A 19549-nucleotide genomic window follows, 5' to 3' on the forward strand; every position below is an offset into this window, starting at 1 on the left:
TATTTTTGAATTAGCCCCGTATTCCATTGATATTGTCAGCTGCTATTCGTGCAATGCCTCTGTAATATAAAAGCCTGTTAGATTGCATAAAAAAATCAATCGTATAAAAATCAGATACAAAAGATGTCGTTAATCATCTGGTAAAGGGATAGATATGGATCAGGACGAGCTACATAAGGTCGAATTACCCGCTATTACGCAATTATCGCTATTAGGTTGGCAGTACATTGCGGGGACTAAACTCACACCTGAATACCAAGAAAGACCCTATCTACGGGATGTCGTGCTGGTGGGACGGCTCGAAGCTGCCATTAAAAGAATTAACCCTTGGATTAACGATGAAAACCTACGCAAGGTTTGCCGTGATATCACCCATCCAAACTTTATCGGCTTGATGGAATACAATCAGGCCATCTATCAAACCTTAGTGAATTACCTTTCAGTTGAGCAAGACGTTGGTAAAGGGCGTAAAGGCCAAACCGTTAAATTGATTGATTTTGATAACCTTGAGGCCAATGAGTTTATCTGTACTTCACAGTTTAAAGTCGAAGGCGTAAATCAAAGTATTATCCCTGATATTGTATGCTTTATTAATGGCTTACCGCTGGCTGTAATCGAATGTAAATCCCCCTACATTTCAGCACCAATGAGCGAAGGAATTAGCCAATTACGCAGATATGCAAACCTGCGCAATAGCGTCGATGATGAAGGCGCACAGCGGCTTTTTTGGTACAACCAACTGATGGTATCGACCTGCCGCGATCAGGCCAAAGTGGGCACAATTAGTTCCAATGCATCCCACTATGCCGATTGGAAAGATGCCTATCCCTTTACCGATGACACGTTAAGCGAACAGAATTTATCTCAGGCTTTTAGCCGTAGCAGCCTCAACGATATGCAGGTTAACGATAACCCTGCACTTTATACCGCCACCAGCTCAAACTACGATGCAATCACTGCGGTAACAGCACAACAACGATTGATTGCTGGTATATTCAGCCCAGCTAGCTTCCTCGATATATTGCAAAACTTCATTATATTTGAGCCAGTTGAAGGCAAGCTGATCAAGAAGGTCGCACGTTACCAGCAATATAGAGCGGTCAATAAAGTCATTGAGCGCCTTAAAACAGGTCAAGACCGCAAAGAGAAGTCGGGTGTGGTATGGCATACCCAAGGCAGCGGCAAATCGCTGACCATGGTCATGCTTGCCGTTAAAATGCGCCGTGATCCTGTGCTTAAGCAATACAAACTCGTGTTTATTACTGATCGTACTCAGTTGGATGAGCAGTTATCTAGCACCTTCCGCGCTGCCCAAGGTGAAACCATTTATAACGCTGGCTCAGTGACAGAATTAAAAGCACTACTGAAAAAAGACAGTTCTGATCTTGTGACTGCTATGGTGCAAAAATTTTTAGAGCTAGAGAAGGAACTGAGTGCCGACAATGAAAACGGTGGTTTTGCTAACTTAAACCCGAGTGACAAAATCATCGTACTTGCCGATGAAGCCCATAGAACTCAGTTTGGTGGCCTTGCCATGACCATCAACGCTGCCCTACCTAACGCTCCTAAAATTGGGTTTACAGGTACACCACTACTGAAAACCCAGAAAATGGATAAAGCTTTTGGTGGTTATATTGATGAATACAAGATCAATCAAGCGGTGGATGATGGCGCAACCGTTCGTATTTTGTATGAAGGCCGCCAAGTAAAGACTGAAGTCGCTGGAGAGTCATTAGGCAAACTGTTTGAGGCTTACTTTGGTAGCTATAGCAAAGAAGAACAGCGGGAGATTAAACAAAAATACGGGGTTGAGCGCGCCGTTCGCGAAGCGCCTGCCCGCATTCGCTGGGTTTGCATGGACTTACTTGAACACTACCGCAAGCACATACAACCCGACGGTTTTAAAGCCATGATAGTGGTGGGTAGTCGCCATGCGGCCACTGTGTTTAAAAAGACCTTAGATGAGTTAAACGCTCCACCTAGTGAAGTGATTATCTCGGGTGATCACAACGATGAAGCCTATATTGCTGCTCATACCGACAAGACAAAGCAAAAGAAGATAATCCAAGATTTTACTAAGCCGTTATCGGAAAACCCAGTCGCATTCTTAATCGTGAAAGACATGCTACTGACGGGGTTTGACGCGCCGATAGCACAAGTGATGTATATCGATCGTAAGCTGCAAGACCATACGCTGATGCAGGCTATCGCTCGAGTAAACCGCACCTATGCAAAAAAAGAATGCGGCTTTGTAGTCGACTACTTTGGTCTATCGAACTATCTTATCGAAGCCATGGAAATGTTCAGCAGTGATGATGTCGACGGCACTTATCAAAGCCTCAAAGATGAAATTCCCAAGCTAAAAGCAACACATACCCTCGCCATTTCATTTTTTAGACATATCAAGAATAAAGACGTTGATAGCTATGTGCTTGCACTAAAAGATGAAGCCATTCGAGCACAGTTTGATATGGCATTTAAGCGATTTGCAAAGCAAATGAACATCATTCTGCCCGATGTAGCCGCAGCGCCATTTTTAGCGGATATGAAACTGCTAGGTAAAGTCCATAATGCTGCACGAAACCAGTACCGAGATGCAGGTTTGGATATGAAGGACATTGGCGCTAAAGTGCGTAAGCTGGTGGACGAGCATATTTTAAGTACAGGCGTTGATCCCAAAATACCGCCTATTGACCTACTGGCAGCAAATTTTAAAGAAAGTATTCGACCAGAAAAATCGACTGAATCTAAAGCCTCAGAAATTGAAAGCGCGATTAAGCACCATATTACCGTCAAGCTTGAGGAAGACCCAGAGTATTACAAATCCCTCAGCCTAAGACTCAGAGACATTATCGAGAAGACCGCAGGGCAATGGGAACAGCAATTAGAACTGTTATTGTCTATGGTCGACACGATTGAGATTGACCGTCGTAGAGCCGCAAAAGATGCAGGGCTTTCCGAAACTGAGTATGCCTTCTACAACATACTTACCGCTGAAGTGACCAAAACAAGCGACATTGAAGTCATAGACGAGCACCAGTTAATTGAGATAAAGACGATCACTCAAAACCTTGTAGCCATGTTTGATGAAGCGACTCAAATAGTCGACTTTTTCAATAAGGGAGATGAGATAAAACGGTTGAAAAAAGAGATCAAACGCGCCGTTATTGATGCATCATTTAGCAACGTAGAATTGATCTCCAACCTGCAAGATAGATTTATGGAATTGGCAAAACACAAGTTTAATAAGCAATGACCACCAGCATGAAACAAGCCGAATTCATTCAAGCTAAAGGGTATCAAGCACGCATTACCCGAACCACGAGAGCCAAAACTGCCTCCATTAAAGTTGAAGAAGGCATGGTTAGCGTGGTCGTGCCCAAGGCATTACCGATAGAACGAATCGAGCGAATATTACAAGAAAAACACCAATGGATTATCGATAAGGTTGCTCTGCACAAGGTACTAACTACCTCATCAGAAAAGCAGTTTGTCTCTGGTGAGGCAATGTCATACCTTGGCCGAAATTATCGTTTAAAAGTACATGCAGGCAGTTTTGAGCCAGTAAAGCTGGTGCAAGGACGATTAGTCGTTACTGTGCCCGAAGGTTCCGCCCGTTCAAACTTAGTGAGAGAAGCACTCATAGGCTGGTATAAACGCAGTGCATTGCTCAAGCTTAAGGAAAAGGTGCGCCGTTATGCAAAAGTAATGGGAGTCGCGCCTAAATCAGTCAATATCAAAACCTTTAAAAGCCGTTGGGGTAGCTGCAATCCTAAAGGTGATTTAGATTTTAACTGGATTATTGTTATGGCTCCTAACCGCATCGTCGACTATGTGGTTGTCCATGAATTGTGCCATCTAAAGCAACTAGACCACTCCCCACTATTTTGGAAAGAAGTAGAGCGGATAATGCCTGATTACGTAGAATGCAAAGAGTGGCTGAGGGAGAACTCCCAGTTGTTGGTTGTATGAGCGGAATACCTAACACAGTTATTCTTCTGGGTTCATCACCTTATTCTATACGACCAATGTTAGCCATATAGCTAACCTTTGCTTTTTACACTATGATGTTAGCCATATAGCTAACTTTTGCTGGTGGATATATGTCAGATAGACAAGAGATTGGTGACGCAGTAAGTGAGAGTAGAAAGTCGCTAGGTTATACACAGCAGCGTTTAGCTGAACTCACTGGTATCAATAAAACGACTATTTCTGAGATTGAAAATGGCCACTTCACTGGCTCGTTCGATATCTTTGAACGCTTGCTTGATGCCGTTGGTTTGCAGTTTGACGTGATACCAAAGCAACACAAACTGCCAGATTGGGATGAAATTGATAGTTTGTTTTCGGAGGATAAATAATGACCTCTGAATCGAGCTTACCCACTAAAATCACCAACATCACGGTTTGTTCCGACAATACAGAGCTAGGTGTTTTAACCCATGGCTCAGTGCATCATTATCAGCCTACGCAAGATAAGCGTTACGTATCACTTACCATGACCCAAAAAGGTATGGATGGTTATGCTTCTGGCGCATTGCATCCAATATTTGCGCAAAACCTACCTGAAGGCTTTAACCGCCGTTTCATCGCAGAGAAACTAGCGCGATATGCAAAAGTAAACGACATGTATTTACTTGCACTGCAAGGCGAACATAGCGTTGGCATGCTTTCTTATCAAAGTGAGCTAGCCTTGCCTGAGACTGAGTCCGTTTCGCTTAGTGATATCTTGTCATACAACAGCGCAGAACCACTGTTTCCTCAATTATTAGAAAAGTATTACCTCAGAAACTCACTCGCAGGTGTACAGCCGAAGGTTAGCATCCCGAGTGCTGGCACGATTAAAACCAGTCGAACCATTGAGCAAAAAGATTTAATTGTTAAATCATTCGACGCCGAGTTTCCGCTGCTGACTGTTAATGAATTTGTTTGTATGGAAGCTGCGCGCCATTGCGGACTTGAGCCACCTAGAACCTACCTATCAGAAAGTTTAGAGACATTTGTGATAGAGCGCTTTGATAGGGCTGATGATGGCACAAAGCTAGGTTATGAGGATTTCACCACCTTACTGAAGAAGTCCAATGACCCAGACGCTAAATACAGTAGTAGCTATGAAACTCTGCTTAAGGCGACACACTTGTATACCAACAGCCAAGCGGAAGTTGAGAAAATATATCAGTACATTGTATTTAACTGCTTAATTGGTAATGGTGATGCGCATTTGAAGAACTTTGCGCTGCAATACACCTCTGACATGTCCCATATTTTTGTATCGCCACCGTTTGATGTCACCCACACTCTTATTTATGACGCTATCGATAACAAAATGGCGCTCAAACTGTCGAATAGTAAGGCTTTTCCTGATGAGTCACATTTGCTGAAATTGGCTGAAGGTGAACGGTTTAGGATCAGAAAGGCAAAAGAAATTATTGAGTCCATCTGCGATGGCATTATGGACTACCTAAAATACTCTAATGAAGTTCAGCTCTTTGGAGGATTACGTGAGTCAATTGAACGCTCAGTATCGAGTGTTCTCACACCAACTTACTCAACTAAAAATTACCGCCATGATAGGAAAAAGAAGTTTGAATAAAACCGTTAATTCAAACCTCAGCTGATACCTACACTATAAAAACAAGGAGCTAGATAGCCGAAAGTCTGCACCAGAATAATCTATTGTCGATCCTATCGATCCACAATCAGTGGCAGCGCCACCAGACAATAAACAACATATCAATGCCGGACAAAAGCATACAACTAACTTAAGGATCTGAAAATGCTATTTATCGTAAATGGTATGGTGGATTTCTTTGATATAAGAACCACCGATTTTGAATCAATATATGAAGCTGTTACTTATGAGATTTCCCCAGTAAGCATGAAGGCGGCAGTAAAATCACTTCTGGTCGGTAAACATGACGGCCTTGGTGGCGCAATAATGGATGACAGCGGCTCTCCATTTGCTATATATCAAGCGCTTATAGCTAGTGGCTACGAAGTTGTTACGTTTGATGATGAGTTTCTGGAGCAACTGCAAGTTCATAACGAATCAATGGACATTATTGATGATGAGCCTGAAGGCGTTGAAGATGGTCGACACCCACTTGACATTACGATGTATTAAAACTGAATCATTCAAGAAATATTTGCCAGAACAAGTAAAGCGACCCAACACTCATTTGAGCCGCTTTCGTTCTGTTATTTTAAACGTTTACATAGATTTCAATTTTTGCCGAAGTTCCTGAAAACTAGCCCCCCAGTAATAACGTTGATTACCACACATAGGACAAGAACAAGTACATGGCGTTTTTAAACATATACCTAAAAACTGTGCAGAGCCTTTAGGGCTACCACCCCAATAGGTAACCCGAGATTTTTTGAGTCGCGCTTTGTGATGGCGACGAATTGCACGTTTTGAAATTTTCACTTTTATACTCCCGAACAGGACTTACTATTCGGGTGGCCACTCCTTCGAATGACCACCACAGCCTGAGCCGAGATTTATCTGAAAATGCCATACTTTACGTCCGTAAATATAATTTTATGTAAGAGGGCTTCCTGCGTATCAATCTGCTACAACATCTTGTTATTTATATAGATATAGCAATTCCCGCAACCACAGCACACATCACTTGTACTTTTCTGGAATTATAACGAGAAGAGGGTCTTCTACATCGTCATCATCAAAAAAACTTGTCTCTGAATTAGCATCTTCATAATCAACACCTCGTTTCAATATAAAATCATCGCCCACTGATTCCGTATTTACGAAAAAAGATGTCCAATCTTTACTAGTCGCCTGTGCAAGCTCATATGCATGTTCTGTATGCTCGGCAAAACCTTTCAAAGGATCGTCGCTTCCTTTCAATAGTGTTCTATTCACAACCAAACTCCAAATATGATTGACCACTCAAAATAACAGGTGCTAAAAACAAAGGCTTTAATTATTTCACTCATAAAACAGTTTATAAATTTCACTATTATTATAAAAACTATCGCTTATAACTATCTGTCCCTTTAGCAATCCTAGCGGCCGTGGTTGCATCGTTTTCTCATATTGAACCAATTTAGCAACTGGCTCACCAGCCTGAGTGATAATGACTTCTTCACCGTTAGCAGCAAGACCCACCAGCTTAGATAAGCTTGCTTTTGCCTTATTAATGCTGACTTGCATAGGTTACATCCACTGCCCGAACAAAATGTGTTCAAATTTTATGCTATTCGCTTCAATATAGAAACGTTATCCGGCTTATCCGTCAGAAGATCTAAACGCTCTACCCACATATCTAATGCCGCTTTCTTTTCAGGAAGGTATTGGCTGCGGTTGTAAATTGCCATAACTCCACCAAGAGCGTGACCAAGAAGCTGTTCAACCACATATGGCGCAACACCCAAATCATTCAGTTTAGTCGCAAAGCTTCGACGTAAATCATGCAATGTCCAAGATTCTTGATGCTTTAACCAACTACATATTTTCCGACCGGAACCACTTACGGTTTCAGCACTTTTTAGCTCACCTAAAAGATAGCCAGTTTGACCATGACGCCTATATAAAAACTCGATCAAGGGCTTAATTCGCTCAGGTATTGGGCGAGTAATGAGAGTATTAGTCTTACTGTGGCTTTTAGGCACAGTCCAAATTCCTCGATCTAAATCCCACTCGTCAAACTGAGATAATCGTAACTCTTGAGTACGCGCACCGAAAACTATCAATAATTTACATAATTGACGCATGTAGAAAGAAACCTTACGCCCCTCAAGCAAAGTAAGCAGATCAGTCAACTCAATATCTGACAGCACTCTATCCTTTTTATTTTGCTTTTTGCCTACGTCCGTACCGATAAGGTCGTCAAGTGCATGAGTGATTGCATAACGCCGCACACGACAAAACCTCAGAGCCTGCTTAGCACTTTGTAATACGTAACCCGCAGCAACAGGTGCAGGTCTTTGTTTGAGACTAGGTACGCCTCGTCTTATACGGTCAAAGCACTCTATCCAATGACGAGTTTCAGTGTCCACAAGCGAATAATTCCCTATATAGGGATAAATATGTTTTGCAAACTGCGCTCTATTCTTATCAACATTGACTCTATTTTCTTCAGCATATTCTTTAAGCCAATACTCTAGGGCTTGCTCAACAGTGACGGGTAGTAACGACTCTTGCCTTGTCATACTTCGCTTTAGCTTTGGATCATGCCCTTGGGCTAACCATGTACGACACTCTTCCATTGCATCTCTGGCTTGCCTGAGAGATAAGTCTGGATAGTCGCCTAAATCTATTCGTTTATTTTGTCCATTGATCTTATAGCGAAACTGAAATCTTAATTTACCAAGTACTGAAACACGAACTCCCAATCCTTTACCGTCTGTTAGGGTAAAAGCTTCAGTCTGTGGCTTCCCGTTATATGAACGTAAAGTGGTCTCATAAATCATAAGTTTTGAGCTCTTTTATGGTGAGATTTGGGCTCTATTCCATGACCCCCATATGTACCCCCATTTAACCATAGCAACCAAAACAAGCCAATACCTACAAGAACAAGAAAACTCACTAACCATTGATAAACAAAGGAATAAATCGACAAACCAATAAGTATAAAAACAACCAAAAACACCGCTTTCGATTGTACGGCATGAACTAATCCGCAAGGATTAAGCTGTTGTATTGAGAAAAGAAAAGGCCTGAAGAGATTCAGGCTTTTTTGCTTTCTGATACACGGTTTTCTAATGTACCCCTTTCTAATGTGCGTCCTTCTTATACACATAGTTACACAGTCACCATCATGCTTGGTTTGCCACGCCTCACACGCCAACTAAGACATCATTCACCAACACTATGAGCTTGGCTGCGTCTGGTGACCAAAATCAATAGACAATCCATACCGACCCATAGCACAACCTTGACACGAGCTATCAGGTTTTAAGTTATAATGCATTTAAAAATCAGCCTGTTAATTCTAAAACTTTTTAGCCGTAGGTTTTACATTGTCATTGACTCACTCTGAACAAGATATCAAGCACAGTTGGTTTGGCCATTTCTTTATTGGCAAAGCTGATGCGGTAAAACTCAGCGCCTGTGGTATTAGCATTAATCGCACTAAAGGCGGCTTTTTTGCTCACTCTCGCAGCGCTAATGAAGTTGCCGCTGACGAACATTTTACTTGGCAGCAGCTCGACTCCCCGCCGGTTTTTACCTTAAGTCCGCTCGGATACTTGCTCAGTTTCACTGTATCTGGTAAAGCCTATCAACTGCCGTTTCTGAGCTATTTTGCGCAGCATCAATTTGGCAACGAAATCGCACTGCTTTGGGCGAATGCTAATGGGGCGCGCATTGCTGAGTTAGTGGCGAAAGTCGATAAAATACTGGCACACACTTATTTACGTGAATCACGTTTAGAAATGATACAAGCCAGAGTCGCGCGCGAATATCCGCGTTGGTTCCCTTGGTGTGAAAACCTGCCCTTGGCGGCAAATCTACACACTGTGTTAGCGAGGCTTAAGCAAATCCACCGCTGGACCCGCGCCGATGTAAAACAGCTGCGTGAAAATTACATTCAGTCGCAGCTCGTTAAATTTGCAGACTATTTTGAGCATGTAGAATCTAATCCCTTAACCGAAAAACAGCGCCGAGCTTGTATTATCGATGATAACAATAACTTGTTATTGGCAGGTGCTGGCACGGGCAAAACCAGTGTGATGGTCGGGCGAGCCGGATATTTGCTGAAGAGTGGTCAAGCAAAAGCCGATGAAATATTGCTATTAGCCTATGGCCGTAAAGCCGCTGACGAGATGGATGAACGGATTAAAAACAAGCTTGGCACGGAGGATATCAAGGCGAGCACTTTCCACAGTTTAGGCTTAAAAATTATCGCCGACGTTGAGCGCGCTAAACCCAGTTTGTCCCCTTGGGCAGAGGATGACAAAGCCAAAGAGCTGTGGGTGCACAATACCCTTGAGACTTTGATTGAAGATGAGGCTTACCGTAAGCAGCTTTTCGAGTACTTCAGCCGCTTCTATTATGTTGAAAAAAGCCCGTTCGAGTTCGAGGTGGAAGGTGAGTATTTTCAATACCTGAATGATAACGATATTCGCACCCTTAAAGGTGAGCGAGTCAAAAGCTTTGGTGAGCTCTACATTGCCAACTGGCTATTTAGCAATGGCATCGAATATGTTTATGAAACTAAGTATGAGCATGATGTGCGCAGTATTGATTTTCGTCAGTATCAACCCGATTTCTATCTGCCTGAATACCAAGTTTATCTTGAATACTATGGTATTGATGAACACCAGCATACCGCCCCTTATATCGATAACCAAAAGTACTTGGAATCGATGGCATGGAAACGCCAGCTACATCAACAACATGGTACTAAGTGTATTGAGCTATTTTATTACCAACATAAAAACGGGTCGTTAATCGGTAAGCTTGAGCAAGCTTTACAAGTCTTTAAAGTGCAATACGCCCACTTACCCGATGAAGCCATACTCGCCACCCTGCATGAACTAGGCCGCGTGACTGAATTGGCAAAAATGTTTAGTCAGCTGATTGGGCTGTATAAAGCAGCTTGCCTTGATGAACATAGCCTTGAGGGGGTATTTGCCCGCGCCGCCGATGCTCAGCAGACCCGTAAGGCATTCGAACTGCTTGAGCCCATACTCACGCGCTATGAGCAACATTTAGCAATAAATGGCGACATTGATTTTGAGGACATGATTGGCAAAGCGCTGACGTATCTACAACGCGGGCAATTTATTAGCCCGTGGCGTTTTATTATGGTGGATGAGTTCCAAGATATTTCAGAACCACGTGCCCGCTTAGTGCGTGCCTTGAGGGATTCCTGTGCGCCCCATTCTAAAGCGCAGGCGTCTTTATTTTGTGTCGGGGATGACTGGCAGGCGATTTATCGCTTTAGCGGCGCAGATGTGAGTTTAACCACGCAGTTTACTCACTATTTTGGCCCAACCGCCCGAAACGACTTAGACCTGACTTTTAGGTTTAACAGCAGTATTGGGCAAGTCGCTACCCAGTTTGTCACCCAAAATCCCACACAATTGAGCAAGGATATTCGCTCCCTCACGCAGGTCACCTCCCCCGCGGTTTCAATATTACGCCGCGGAGAAAATGAACCACCCAGTAAAGATGAACCAAGCCCGAATGCATTAGAACAAGCATTAACGGCGATAAGTGCAAGGATAAGCGCCGGAAGTGACAAACTTAACAGCGTACCGAGCGTCTATTTGTTGGCACGTTTCTGGTTTCAGTTACCCGATAAAACCCAAGTTAACCAACTTAAAACTAAGTACCCCAACATGAAGATTGAGTGCCAATCTTTTCATGCTTCGAAAGGGAAAGAAGCCGATTATGTGGTGATCATGGGGATGAAGACGGGAATGCATGGCTTTCCGTCGATGAAAATTACGCCGCCGATACTGGATGCTTTTTTATCTAAAACTGAAGCGTTTGAATTTGCAGAAGAACGCCGACTATTTTATGTCGCATTAACGCGGGCAAAACACCGCGCCTATGTGATTGCCGATATGACAGATGTGAGTCCTTTCGTCACTGAACTGCTTACAAAAGACTACCCAATTGAACAAGATGAGTTCAGCACCTCTTTAGTACAAAGGTTATTTAAAGAAGTAAAATGCGTGCGTTGCAGCACGGGAACGCTTAAGCCTAGAACGGGAAATTTTAAATCGTTTTATTCTTGCTCACACTTTCCCTTGTGCGATCACAAGGAGCAAGGCTGCGAACTCTGCGCTAGCCCAATGACGCGTAACCGTTTTGCAGGCTTTAAGGTGTGCCTAAATGAGGCTTGTGGACATATATCACCGCTTTGTAACCTCTGCGGCGGCGATATGCTGTTGAAAGATGGTCGATTCGGCCCCTTTTGGGCCTGTCGCAATTACCGCGGGCAAAACCTACCCAGTTGTACGAATACACTAAACAAGGCCAAGTTGTCGATCCCAAATTAAGTGAAATAAACGAAACGCTTTGGCGTGATCGTCACTCAGTATCTAAAAGTTCCTAAAGCCAATTTGCAACTCCAGACTAAGGCCGGGCGACCTACTCCTTAAGAGATATTTCGCTCAACTAACTGTGACATCATCGGCAAATCCTGAGTATTTTAGTCGGGTTTAGTTGCTACGAATTAAAGCTGCAAATAATATGAATGTAAATTTATTGCTGCTTTGGAGCTATTCATGTCTGCTACTTCTATCCCGCAAGATATACAAACCTCAGTTCATGGAGTGAGTTCTCAACCTCGCCATGATGCACAACTTAGTCAAGGTTCAGAGCTCAGTGAGAACGTTCAAGATAGCCACTGGCTAGCACAAAAAGTCGGTGAGTTAGTTGCCGAAGATTTTCGCCGCGCCCATGTGTTTAGCCAATTTGGTATCGATTTTTGTTGTGGCGGCGGTAAACCGCTGGCGGTTGCCTGTGAACGCGCAGACATAGATCCCGCAAAAGTTGTTGCTGCGCTGAATGCCGCAACACTGACCGGCAGCAAAGAAGATGAGTTGAATCAATTACCCTTAGATCAACTTGTCGAATACATCGAGTCGACACATCATCAATACGTGCGCGAAAAAGCCCCATTATTAGTCGAATACTCCGAGAAAATGGTGCGCGCCCACGGTGAGCGCTATGCCGAAATTATTCCCTTTGCGGGTTGGATACGTGCTTTAGTTGAAGATTTGATGCCGCACTTAATGAAGGAAGAAAAAATACTGTTTCCGGCGATCCGCGGCTTGAGTCAAGCAGAGCACATTGAAACTTGCTTTGGTCATATTGGCAATCCCATCAATGCGATGCAGCACGAACATGAAGAAGTCGGTTTGATCTTGCAAAAATTACGCGAGCTCACGAACGACTTCACGCCACCGGAACATGCTTGCACTACGTGGCGTGTGTGTTATGCCACGCTAGCGGAGTTTGAGGCAGACTTACATCAGCATATTCACTTAGAAAACAATATTCTATTTCCTAAGGCATTAGGTCTCGCTCAATAATCGATTAAATGTTGCTGCTGTGATGCCCCTTAAATTTCGGATCATCCGCAGAATTTTGAGGCTGGACCTAGGTCTGGCCTTTCAATTGTTGGCGTGCTACAACAAGTTATGTGTCGCTGACGGATAAGCTGCCATGACATTTCAATCATTTGCACTCGATGACATTGCCGATTTACACGAATCGGCTCAAGTAGAGTTTAAACTCGCCGGTGGCCGCGACGGCCAAGGTCAATTACCCGAAGATATTTGGGCTACCTATAGCTCCTTTGCCAACACTTTAGGCGGCGAGATCATCCTAGGGGTGCGCGAAGAACGTGGCCATTTCAGCATTCAAGGCATTCCCAATCCGCTTCCTGTTTTACAAGAGTTTTGGGAGATACTCGATAATCCTAACCGCACTAGCCATAATATTTTGGCGATCTCAGATGTGCAGATTATTGAAATTATGAATAAAAAGCTGATTCGCATCCGTGTACCGCTGGCGCCAGAGCAGCTCAAACCTATCTATGTCGGCGGCGATCCTTACACTGGGAGTTATTTTAGGGTGGGAGATGCCGACATGCATGCGAGCCGTCGGCAGGTCAATCTACTGTTACGCCGCGCCCATCTTTGCATGAAGCAGCTCAAGGCGCGTTAATCCGACATGTTATTACGTCAAAATCCAGCTAACAAATAACCGCCCATGGCCGCAATCGCTGCGCCCGTGACACGCATTAGGTTACGTTGTCCTGTCATCCGCTGCATTCCAAGGCCTATCATTACGCCGCCTAAATGGATTACCGCAGTGCCAAATAAAAATCCTAGAGCATACAAAACCGGGCTTGCCAATGCTGGCATTTCGGCGCCGTGGGCATGTCCGTGGAAAATCGCAAATATGCCCACAAAGGCCATGGCAAATAGCAATGGGATTTGACGATCAAAAGCGATGGCAAGACCGAGTAACAATACCGAGAGGGCAATGCCGATTTCAACGAAGGGAACGGCAATGGCGTATAAGCCTAAAATCCCGCCCACTAACATAAAGGTGACAAACGCTAAGGGGACAGTCCAAATTGCGCGGCCACCGAGCTGGGTGCTCAACATGCCTACGCTCAACATAGCCAGCAAGTGATCGAAGCCCAATACCGGATGATTAAAACCCGACATGAAACCGCCACCCGAATGGATCTCATGGGCCGATACCGGCGCTGTCCAACATAAAGTGAGCAGTAATAACAACCCGATACGCGCCATAACACAGCCTTAGTCAGTGACTTCAGTAATATTAGGCTTAACTCTAGTGCAAATTTAGGAGGCAAACCTTGATCTCAATCACCCTTAGATTAGCAAAGATGCAGATTCAACAATGCTCGCGGGATTCGTTTGCGTCGATAGCCAGCACTTTGATTAACGCGTCGAGAGCATTAATTTCTAAATGGGGCAACAAGGCAGCGATAGGTAAGGAATCGACTCGGCCAAAACTCGGATTCAACCACACAGACTGACACCCCGCCAGCCGCGCCCCGCGCACATCGGCATTCATGCTGTCGCCAACATGCAGTAAGTGTTGCGGTGCAATCTTTAACCGCGAGCAAGCTAATTCGAACATGTCTTTAGCGGGTTTCATATGCACGCCATTGCCAGGATGCAACACAAACTCAAAGGCATCGCCCAAACCAATTCGCTCGGCATCCACATTGCCATTGGTGATGCCGATTAATCTAAAATGCTGCGATAAGCGTTTAAGTAACAAGAGCACTTCGTCAGATACTTGAAAATGGCTGCGATGAAAATAAAAACACGCTAACCCTTGCTCGGCGCCGCGTTCGGCTTCAGTCGCCGAATACCCTAGCTGTATTAACCCTTGGCGAAGCGTTGCCAAACGGGCGGCGCTGGTATCGTGGGCAAGCTCGCGATTTTGCTGCAACAGTTGCAGCTTTAGCCTGCGCCAATCATGGGTTTGCCACGCCTGCGACAATGGATAAGTCTGCAACAGAAACGTTGCCAGCTCGGCTTCAGCATTTAAAATATGCGGTAGATTGTCGTACAGGGTATCGTCGAGATCGAAACTGATCGCTTGAATATTTTGAGGTCTTAGATAACAACGCATTATTTATCCTGTGTTTTCTTCGCTCTAGGATGGGCGTTATCATACACCTTAGCTAAGTGTTGGAAATCCAAACTGGTATAAATTTGCGTGGTCGCTAGGTTCGCATGGCCCAATAATTCTTGCACCGCCCGCAGATCGGCGCTGGCTTCTAACATGTGAGTGGCAAAGGAATGGCGCAGTTTATGTGGATGCACGCGCACCGATAATGCCTGTTCTTGCCCCCATTTCGCCATCCGCGCTTGAATACTACGATGGGAGAGTCGCTTGCCTTTTTCAGTTACAAATAAGGCGTCATCTTCACAGGGGATCTGCTTTCGGCAATTGAGCCAATTCAGCAAAGCAGCAATCGCCAAACGACCGACGGGGACGATACGTTCCTTATTACCTTTACCTAAGACTCGCACTTCTTTCAAATCGTATTGCACACTGGATAAATTGAGCGCGGCGAGTTCCGCTAAACGTAAGCCACTGGAATAAAACAACTCCATCATGGCTTTATCCCGTAGGCTTAGGGGATCTGTACCTTCAATGTCGAGCAAGTGACTGATGGCATCGACATCGATATTCTTCGGCAGCGGTTTGGCTTGTTTGGGAGCACTTAAGCCTTTTGCGGGATTAAGCTCAATCACGCCTTCGCGCAGCAAAAATTCACCCCATTGTTTTACCGCAGATAAACACAGAGAAAGCGATCGCGGGCTTAAGCCTTTGCGGTGCAATTTAGACAATACTTGCTGCCAATGCTCGCGGCTCACATTGAGTAGATGCACGCCTTCGGGCAAGAGATCGCTTCCGCGATTAAGCTCGTAAAGGTAATTACGTACTGTATGGGCCGACAACTGCCGCTCGGTACTCAGATAGCGTTCAAAGGTTTGTAACCATTGAGTATTAAGCGCCGACACTTCGGCTGTTTGCGTACTCATATCGGTTTCCTCATGGGTTTTGCTAAGCCTTAGGTGAGCACAATCGCTCGACGGCCGTTACAGCTTAGCGAGCATGTGCGCCAGCAAACGCCGCAGTTGTTCCAGCAGCATGTTATCCATATCAGGATGAAAATGGGTGACATCTTGGCTGGCAATAGCAAAAATGACTGGGTTGTCTTCCGACAATTTCGTCAGTGCCACTGACCCCACTTCGCTACCAAATAGGCGTTTAGCCTCTTGCTGCGTGAGCCGACCAAAGTAGTGACCTTTATGCAGCCTTTGATCCCATATTGCCTTCATATCAGTATCGAGCACACTGATTAAACGCACATGGCTGAAATTAAACTGTAATTTCAAACTGTCGGCCAACACTTCTTTGAGTGACACTAGATCGGCACAATTTAATAACTGAAAGGATAACTCGGTATTGAATTGGTAAATCTTCTCGTTACGCGCCGCCATGGTTAACAGACTGGTGATTTCTTCTTCCAACTGTCTCACTCGCTGGCGCAGCATTTCCTGGCGACGTTCCACCAAAGAGATAGCGCCACGTTCCATGTGAGGCAAGCGCATCGCCAGCAGCAGCTCGGGATAGCGATTAAAAAAGTCAGGATTATCCAGCAGATATTCGCGAATAATCAACTCATCGAAAGGCACATCCGTCTGCGGCATCAAGGGCTCTGTCATAACTGAATTTGTCCATCGTAAACGTGCTGCGCAGGGCCCGTCATCCACAAAGGTTTACCCTCGCCTTCCCAGTTGATGGTTAAGGTGCCGCCGGGTAAATCCACCCGCACTTGCTGGCCGAGCTTTCCTTGCACTTGACCTACAACTACAGCTGCACATGCACCTGTGCCACAGGCCAAGGTTTCGGCCGCGCCGCGCTCATACACCCGCAGCTTAATGTGACCTGAGTCTACGACCTGCATAAATCCTACATTCACGCCGCGCGGAAAACGCTCATGCTTAGTGAGCATGGCACCAATTTCAGCAACAGAAGCGCTCGCCACATCTTCAACGTCGAGCACGCAATGGGGATTACCCATAGAAGCCGCGCCACATAAAAAGGTTTGCATCGGTGTTTGCAGTAGATAGGTTTTTTCAGGTTTCTTGGCTTTGAAGGGGATCTGGCTCGGTTCGAGGATCGGCACGCCCATATTCACGGTAACTGTACCGTCTCGCTCTAAGCGCAGAGTCATCTTGCCGGACGAAGTACTAACACGGATTTTGCTCTTGTTAGTCAGGCCTTTATTACGCACAAAACGGGCGAAACAGCGGGCGCCATTACCGCATTGTTCGACTTCAGTGCCATCGGCATTGAAGATGCGATAATGAAAATCTAAATCGGGATCATAGGGCGGCTCAACTAAGAGTAGTTGGTCGAAACCTATGCCAAAGTTACGGTCGGCTAAACGGCGGATTTGCTCAGGCGAAAAGAACACGTTCTGCGTGACCCCATCGACCACCATAAAATCGTTGCCCAGTCCGTGCATCTTAGTGAATTGGATCAAGATACTTATCCTTTAAGCCGAGGCGCCGCTCATAAAGTATGAAACCAAGCGCCTGAATCAATATAATTTTTCTAGTTTACGGCAGGAGTTGCTCACCTTGCCAGAGCTGAGACAATTTTTCTCGCTCACGCACTAAGAAAGCCTGCTCACCATCCACCATCACTTCAGCCGCACGAGGACGCGTGTTGTAGTTAGAGGCCATGGCAAAACCATAGGCACCACTCGAACGCACCGCCAGTAAATCACCCGCGGCTAACGCGAGCTGGCGATTTTTACCTAAAAAGTCACCGGTTTCGCACACTGGGCCAACAATATCAAACTCATAGGCCTCTGAGTCCCTTGGCACGACTGGGATAATATTTTGCCATGCACTGTAGAGTGCGGGACGAATCAAGTCATTCATCGCGCCATCGACAATCGCAAAACGTTTGTCGCTGTTTTCTTTAAGATACAGCACTTGAGTAACAAAAATCCCCGCATTGGCGGCAATCGCACGGCCCGGCTCGAAGATCAGCTTCAGTTGACGGTCGCCCAAACGCGCTAATATGGCAGCGGCATACACATCCGGATGCGGCGGCGTTTCGGCATCATAGGTCACCCCTAAACCACCACCCACATCGAAATGCTCTATAACGATACCCTGCTCGGCCAGACGGTCGATCAAGGCGAGCATACGATCCATCGCATCGAGGAATGGTTTTATTTCAGTCAGTTGTGAGCCGATATGGCAATCGACACCTTTCACTTTTAAATGTGGCAACGCATGGGCACGGGCGAAAACGATTTCAGCCTCATCCATAGCAATACCGAATTTGTTTTCTTTAAGGCCAGTCGAAATGTAGGGATGGGTTCCCGCATCCACATCGGGATTAATCCGCAGGGACACAGGCGCCACTTTACCTAAACGACCAGCGACCAGATTTAACTGCTCAAGCTCAGCACTCGATTCAACGTTAAAGCAATAAATGCCCAGATTAAGTGCCTGTTCCATTTCAGCCGCAGTTTTACCCACGCCAGAGAACACCACTTTGGCGGGATCGCCGCCCGCTTCCATCACTCTTGCTAACTCACCGCCCGACACGATATCAAAACCACTGCCTAAACGTGCCAGCACATTCAGTACAGCCAAGTTCGCATTGGCTTTAACCGCGTAACAAATCAAATGTGGATGATCTGCCACGGCATTATTAAAGGCATGCCAATGGCGCTCTAGCGTGGCGCGGGAATAGATATACAAGGGTGTGCCATAGGTTTGAGCTAAATCGGCAACCTGGCAGCCTTCGGCGTGCAGGGCATTTTGTTGGTAGAGAAAGTGATCCAATGTCTGATTCCTTACTGCGCTTTATCGCTGCGATAGTGATGGTCGTTGTAGTTATAGCGATTGTTATTGTTGTGTTTTTTGTGCTTCGATGGCTCTAATTTCGGTTTTAATCTCTTCCACTTCAGGCACAGTTTTAGCTTCATCAGCCTTTTTAGGTTGATTTACCTCTGTGGCGGGCGAACGATAGAGGGGGCCTTTTTGGCCGCATGCCGTAATGAATAGGCTACCAAGCAATAACAATAAAAACAGTCTCATTTTTCTCAACATCTGTGCATCTGGTGACTAATGGCCTTATAATCGCACCCATCTTGACGAAAGCAAAGGACAGAAATGCATGGCCATGACAGATACAGAATTTCACCAGCTCGCCGATGACATGTTCCAAGCCATAGAAAATGCGATTGAAACTGCGATTGATGAGCAAGATGCCGATGTTGATATCGATGCCAGTGGCAACGTATTGCAATTAGAATTTGTTGATGGCTCTAAGATAGTGATCAACAAGCAAGAACCTTTGCATGAGATTTGGGTCGCCACACGCTTTGGTGGATATCACTTTGGTTTTGTTGAAGGTAAATGGATGGACGGACGTAATGGCGGCGAGTTTATGCCATTCGTGCAAGAGTCTATCGCACGCCAAGGCGGAATTGAGCTTAGCCTCTAATTTAATCAGTCGAAGCGCAAAGCCATAATAGTG

The 19549-nt window shown here is 45.2% G+C and carries 19 protein-coding genes; 9 read left to right on the forward strand and 10 right to left on the reverse strand.

The annotated features are described in order from the left end of the window. Nucleotides 1-154 precede the first annotated feature (154 nt). The 5 genes from Q4Q52_RS16060 to Q4Q52_RS16080 all read left to right on the forward strand — a co-directional run bounded on the left by Q4Q52_RS16060 (nt 155) and on the right by Q4Q52_RS16080 (nt 6124). Nucleotides 155-3256 carry an HsdR family type I site-specific deoxyribonuclease gene (locus Q4Q52_RS16060; protein ID WP_311991086.1) on the forward strand — a complete coding sequence of 1034 codons (3102 nt, stop codon included), beginning with the start codon at nt 155-157 and terminating at the stop codon, nt 3254-3256. Nucleotides 3257-3264: 8 nt separating this feature from the next. Beyond that, the gene (locus Q4Q52_RS16065; protein ID WP_311891917.1) at nt 3265-3972 is read left to right on the forward strand and encodes a SprT family zinc-dependent metalloprotease; all 708 of its coding nucleotides are present in this window, start codon (nt 3265-3267) and stop codon (nt 3970-3972) included. 131 nt (nt 3973-4103) lie between these two features. After that, nucleotides 4104-4361, forward strand: coding sequence for a helix-turn-helix domain-containing protein (locus Q4Q52_RS16070; protein ID WP_107946360.1), 258 nt, complete (start codon nt 4104-4106; stop codon nt 4359-4361). Continuing rightward, entirely contained in the window at nt 4361-5593 is a 1233-nt protein-coding gene (locus Q4Q52_RS16075; RefSeq protein WP_107946359.1) for a type II toxin-antitoxin system HipA family toxin, read from the forward strand. The genes Q4Q52_RS16070 and Q4Q52_RS16075 overlap by 1 nt, the downstream gene beginning before the upstream one ends. A gap of 183 nt (nt 5594-5776) precedes the next feature. Further along, nucleotides 5777-6124 carry a hypothetical protein gene (locus Q4Q52_RS16080; protein ID WP_107946358.1) on the forward strand — a complete coding sequence of 116 codons (348 nt, stop codon included), beginning with the start codon at nt 5777-5779 and terminating at the stop codon, nt 6122-6124. A gap of 504 nt (nt 6125-6628) precedes the next feature. Here Q4Q52_RS16080 and Q4Q52_RS16085 read toward each other — a convergent pair. From Q4Q52_RS16085 to Q4Q52_RS16095, 3 genes are all read right to left on the reverse strand, one after another. Beyond that, on the reverse strand, nt 6629-6883 hold the full coding sequence (locus Q4Q52_RS16085; protein WP_107946356.1) for a hypothetical protein: 255 nt from the start codon (nt 6881-6883) through the stop codon (nt 6629-6631). Between the two features lie 66 nt (nt 6884-6949). Further along, nucleotides 6950-7174, reverse strand: coding sequence for a type II toxin-antitoxin system Phd/YefM family antitoxin (locus Q4Q52_RS16090; protein WP_107946355.1), 225 nt, complete (start codon nt 7172-7174; stop codon nt 6950-6952). 38 nt (nt 7175-7212) lie between these two features. Then, nucleotides 7213-8433 (reverse strand): site-specific integrase, encoded by a 1221-nt coding sequence (locus Q4Q52_RS16095; RefSeq protein ID WP_107946354.1) that lies wholly within the window; start codon nt 8431-8433, stop codon nt 7213-7215. A 549-nt stretch (nt 8434-8982) separates the two neighbouring features. On the opposite strand from Q4Q52_RS16095, the gene Q4Q52_RS16100 reads away from it, so the two are divergent. From Q4Q52_RS16100 to Q4Q52_RS16110, 3 genes are all read left to right on the forward strand, one after another. Beyond that, a complete protein-coding gene (locus Q4Q52_RS16100) occupies nt 8983-11973 on the forward strand; it encodes a UvrD-helicase domain-containing protein (protein WP_311991087.1) in 2991 nt (996 codons plus the stop codon). Nucleotides 11974-12201: 228 nt separating this feature from the next. After that, a complete protein-coding gene (ric, locus tag Q4Q52_RS16105) occupies nt 12202-13011 on the forward strand; it encodes an iron-sulfur cluster repair di-iron protein (protein ID WP_311991088.1) in 810 nt (269 codons plus the stop codon). A gap of 133 nt (nt 13012-13144) precedes the next feature. Further along, nucleotides 13145-13648, forward strand: coding sequence for a helix-turn-helix domain-containing protein (locus Q4Q52_RS16110; protein WP_259214657.1), 504 nt, complete (start codon nt 13145-13147; stop codon nt 13646-13648). Nucleotides 13649-13665: 17 nt separating this feature from the next. Here the strand turns inward: Q4Q52_RS16110 and Q4Q52_RS16115 are convergent, their stop codons facing one another. The 7 genes from Q4Q52_RS16115 to lptM all read right to left on the reverse strand — a co-directional run bounded on the left by Q4Q52_RS16115 (nt 13666) and on the right by lptM (nt 19107). Continuing rightward, nucleotides 13666-14244: a HupE/UreJ family protein gene (locus Q4Q52_RS16115; protein WP_311991089.1), complete on the reverse strand. Its 579-nt coding sequence runs from the start codon at nt 14242-14244 to the stop codon at nt 13666-13668. A 106-nt stretch (nt 14245-14350) separates the two neighbouring features. Beyond that, nucleotides 14351-15100 carry an HAD-IA family hydrolase gene (locus tag Q4Q52_RS16120; RefSeq protein ID WP_311991090.1) on the reverse strand — a complete coding sequence of 250 codons (750 nt, stop codon included), beginning with the start codon at nt 15098-15100 and terminating at the stop codon, nt 14351-14353. Beyond that, nucleotides 15100-16020, reverse strand: coding sequence for a tyrosine recombinase XerC (gene xerC / locus Q4Q52_RS16125; RefSeq protein ID WP_311991091.1), 921 nt, complete (start codon nt 16018-16020; stop codon nt 15100-15102). The genes Q4Q52_RS16120 and xerC overlap by 1 nt, the downstream gene beginning before the upstream one ends. A gap of 57 nt (nt 16021-16077) precedes the next feature. After that, complete coding sequence (locus Q4Q52_RS16130; RefSeq protein ID WP_311991092.1) at nt 16078-16707, reverse strand: DUF484 family protein; 630 nt, start codon at nt 16705-16707, stop codon at nt 16078-16080. Next, entirely contained in the window at nt 16704-17531 is an 828-nt protein-coding gene (dapF, locus tag Q4Q52_RS16135; protein WP_006083422.1) for a diaminopimelate epimerase, read from the reverse strand. The genes Q4Q52_RS16130 and dapF overlap by 4 nt, the downstream gene beginning before the upstream one ends. 76 nt (nt 17532-17607) lie before the next feature. Continuing rightward, a complete protein-coding gene (lysA, locus tag Q4Q52_RS16140; RefSeq protein ID WP_012588731.1) occupies nt 17608-18852 on the reverse strand; it encodes a diaminopimelate decarboxylase in 1245 nt (414 codons plus the stop codon). Nucleotides 18853-18915: 63 nt separating this feature from the next. Continuing rightward, complete coding sequence (lptM, locus tag Q4Q52_RS16145; protein ID WP_311991093.1) at nt 18916-19107, reverse strand: LPS translocon maturation chaperone LptM; 192 nt, start codon at nt 19105-19107, stop codon at nt 18916-18918. A 79-nt stretch (nt 19108-19186) separates the two neighbouring features. Here lptM and cyaY point away from each other — a divergent pair, with 79 nt between their 5' ends. Next, a complete protein-coding gene (cyaY, locus tag Q4Q52_RS16150; RefSeq protein ID WP_107946345.1) occupies nt 19187-19516 on the forward strand; it encodes an iron donor protein CyaY in 330 nt (109 codons plus the stop codon). The last annotated feature ends 33 nt before the right edge of the window (nt 19517-19549 follow it).

This window comes from Shewanella sp. SP1S2-4, from assembly GCF_031932075.1.
GTDB lineage: Bacteria > Pseudomonadota > Gammaproteobacteria > Enterobacterales > Shewanellaceae > Shewanella > Shewanella baltica.

Excerpts from the sequence above, each read along its gene's own strand:
- Q4Q52_RS16060 (WP_311991086.1), top strand. The coding sequence starts at position 155 with ATGGATCAGGACGAGCTACATAAGGTCGAATTACCCGCTATTACGCAA.
- Q4Q52_RS16065 (WP_311891917.1), top strand. The coding sequence starts at position 3,265 with ATGAAACAAGCCGAATTCATTCAAGCTAAAGGGTATCAAGCACGCATT.
- Q4Q52_RS16070 (WP_107946360.1), top strand. The coding sequence starts at position 4,104 with ATGTCAGATAGACAAGAGATTGGTGACGCAGTAAGTGAGAGTAGAAAG.
- Q4Q52_RS16075 (WP_107946359.1), top strand. The coding sequence starts at position 4,361 with ATGACCTCTGAATCGAGCTTACCCACTAAAATCACCAACATCACGGTT.
- Q4Q52_RS16080 (WP_107946358.1), top strand. The coding sequence starts at position 5,777 with ATGCTATTTATCGTAAATGGTATGGTGGATTTCTTTGATATAAGAACC.
- Q4Q52_RS16090 (WP_107946355.1), bottom strand. The coding sequence starts at position 7,174 with ATGCAAGTCAGCATTAATAAGGCAAAAGCAAGCTTATCTAAGCTGGTG.
- Q4Q52_RS16095 (WP_107946354.1), bottom strand. The coding sequence starts at position 8,433 with ATGATTTATGAGACCACTTTACGTTCATATAACGGGAAGCCACAGACT.
- ric (WP_311991088.1), top strand. The coding sequence starts at position 12,202 with ATGTCTGCTACTTCTATCCCGCAAGATATACAAACCTCAGTTCATGGA.
- Q4Q52_RS16110 (WP_259214657.1), top strand. The coding sequence starts at position 13,145 with ATGACATTTCAATCATTTGCACTCGATGACATTGCCGATTTACACGAA.
- Q4Q52_RS16115 (WP_311991089.1), bottom strand. The coding sequence starts at position 14,244 with ATGGCGCGTATCGGGTTGTTATTACTGCTCACTTTATGTTGGACAGCG.
- Q4Q52_RS16120 (WP_311991090.1), bottom strand. The coding sequence starts at position 15,100 with ATGCGTTGTTATCTAAGACCTCAAAATATTCAAGCGATCAGTTTCGAT.
- xerC (WP_311991091.1), bottom strand. The coding sequence starts at position 16,020 with ATGAGTACGCAAACAGCCGAAGTGTCGGCGCTTAATACTCAATGGTTA.
- Q4Q52_RS16130 (WP_311991092.1), bottom strand. The coding sequence starts at position 16,707 with ATGACAGAGCCCTTGATGCCGCAGACGGATGTGCCTTTCGATGAGTTG.
- lptM (WP_311991093.1), bottom strand. The coding sequence starts at position 19,107 with ATGAGACTGTTTTTATTGTTATTGCTTGGTAGCCTATTCATTACGGCA.
- cyaY (WP_107946345.1), top strand. The coding sequence starts at position 19,187 with ATGGCCATGACAGATACAGAATTTCACCAGCTCGCCGATGACATGTTC.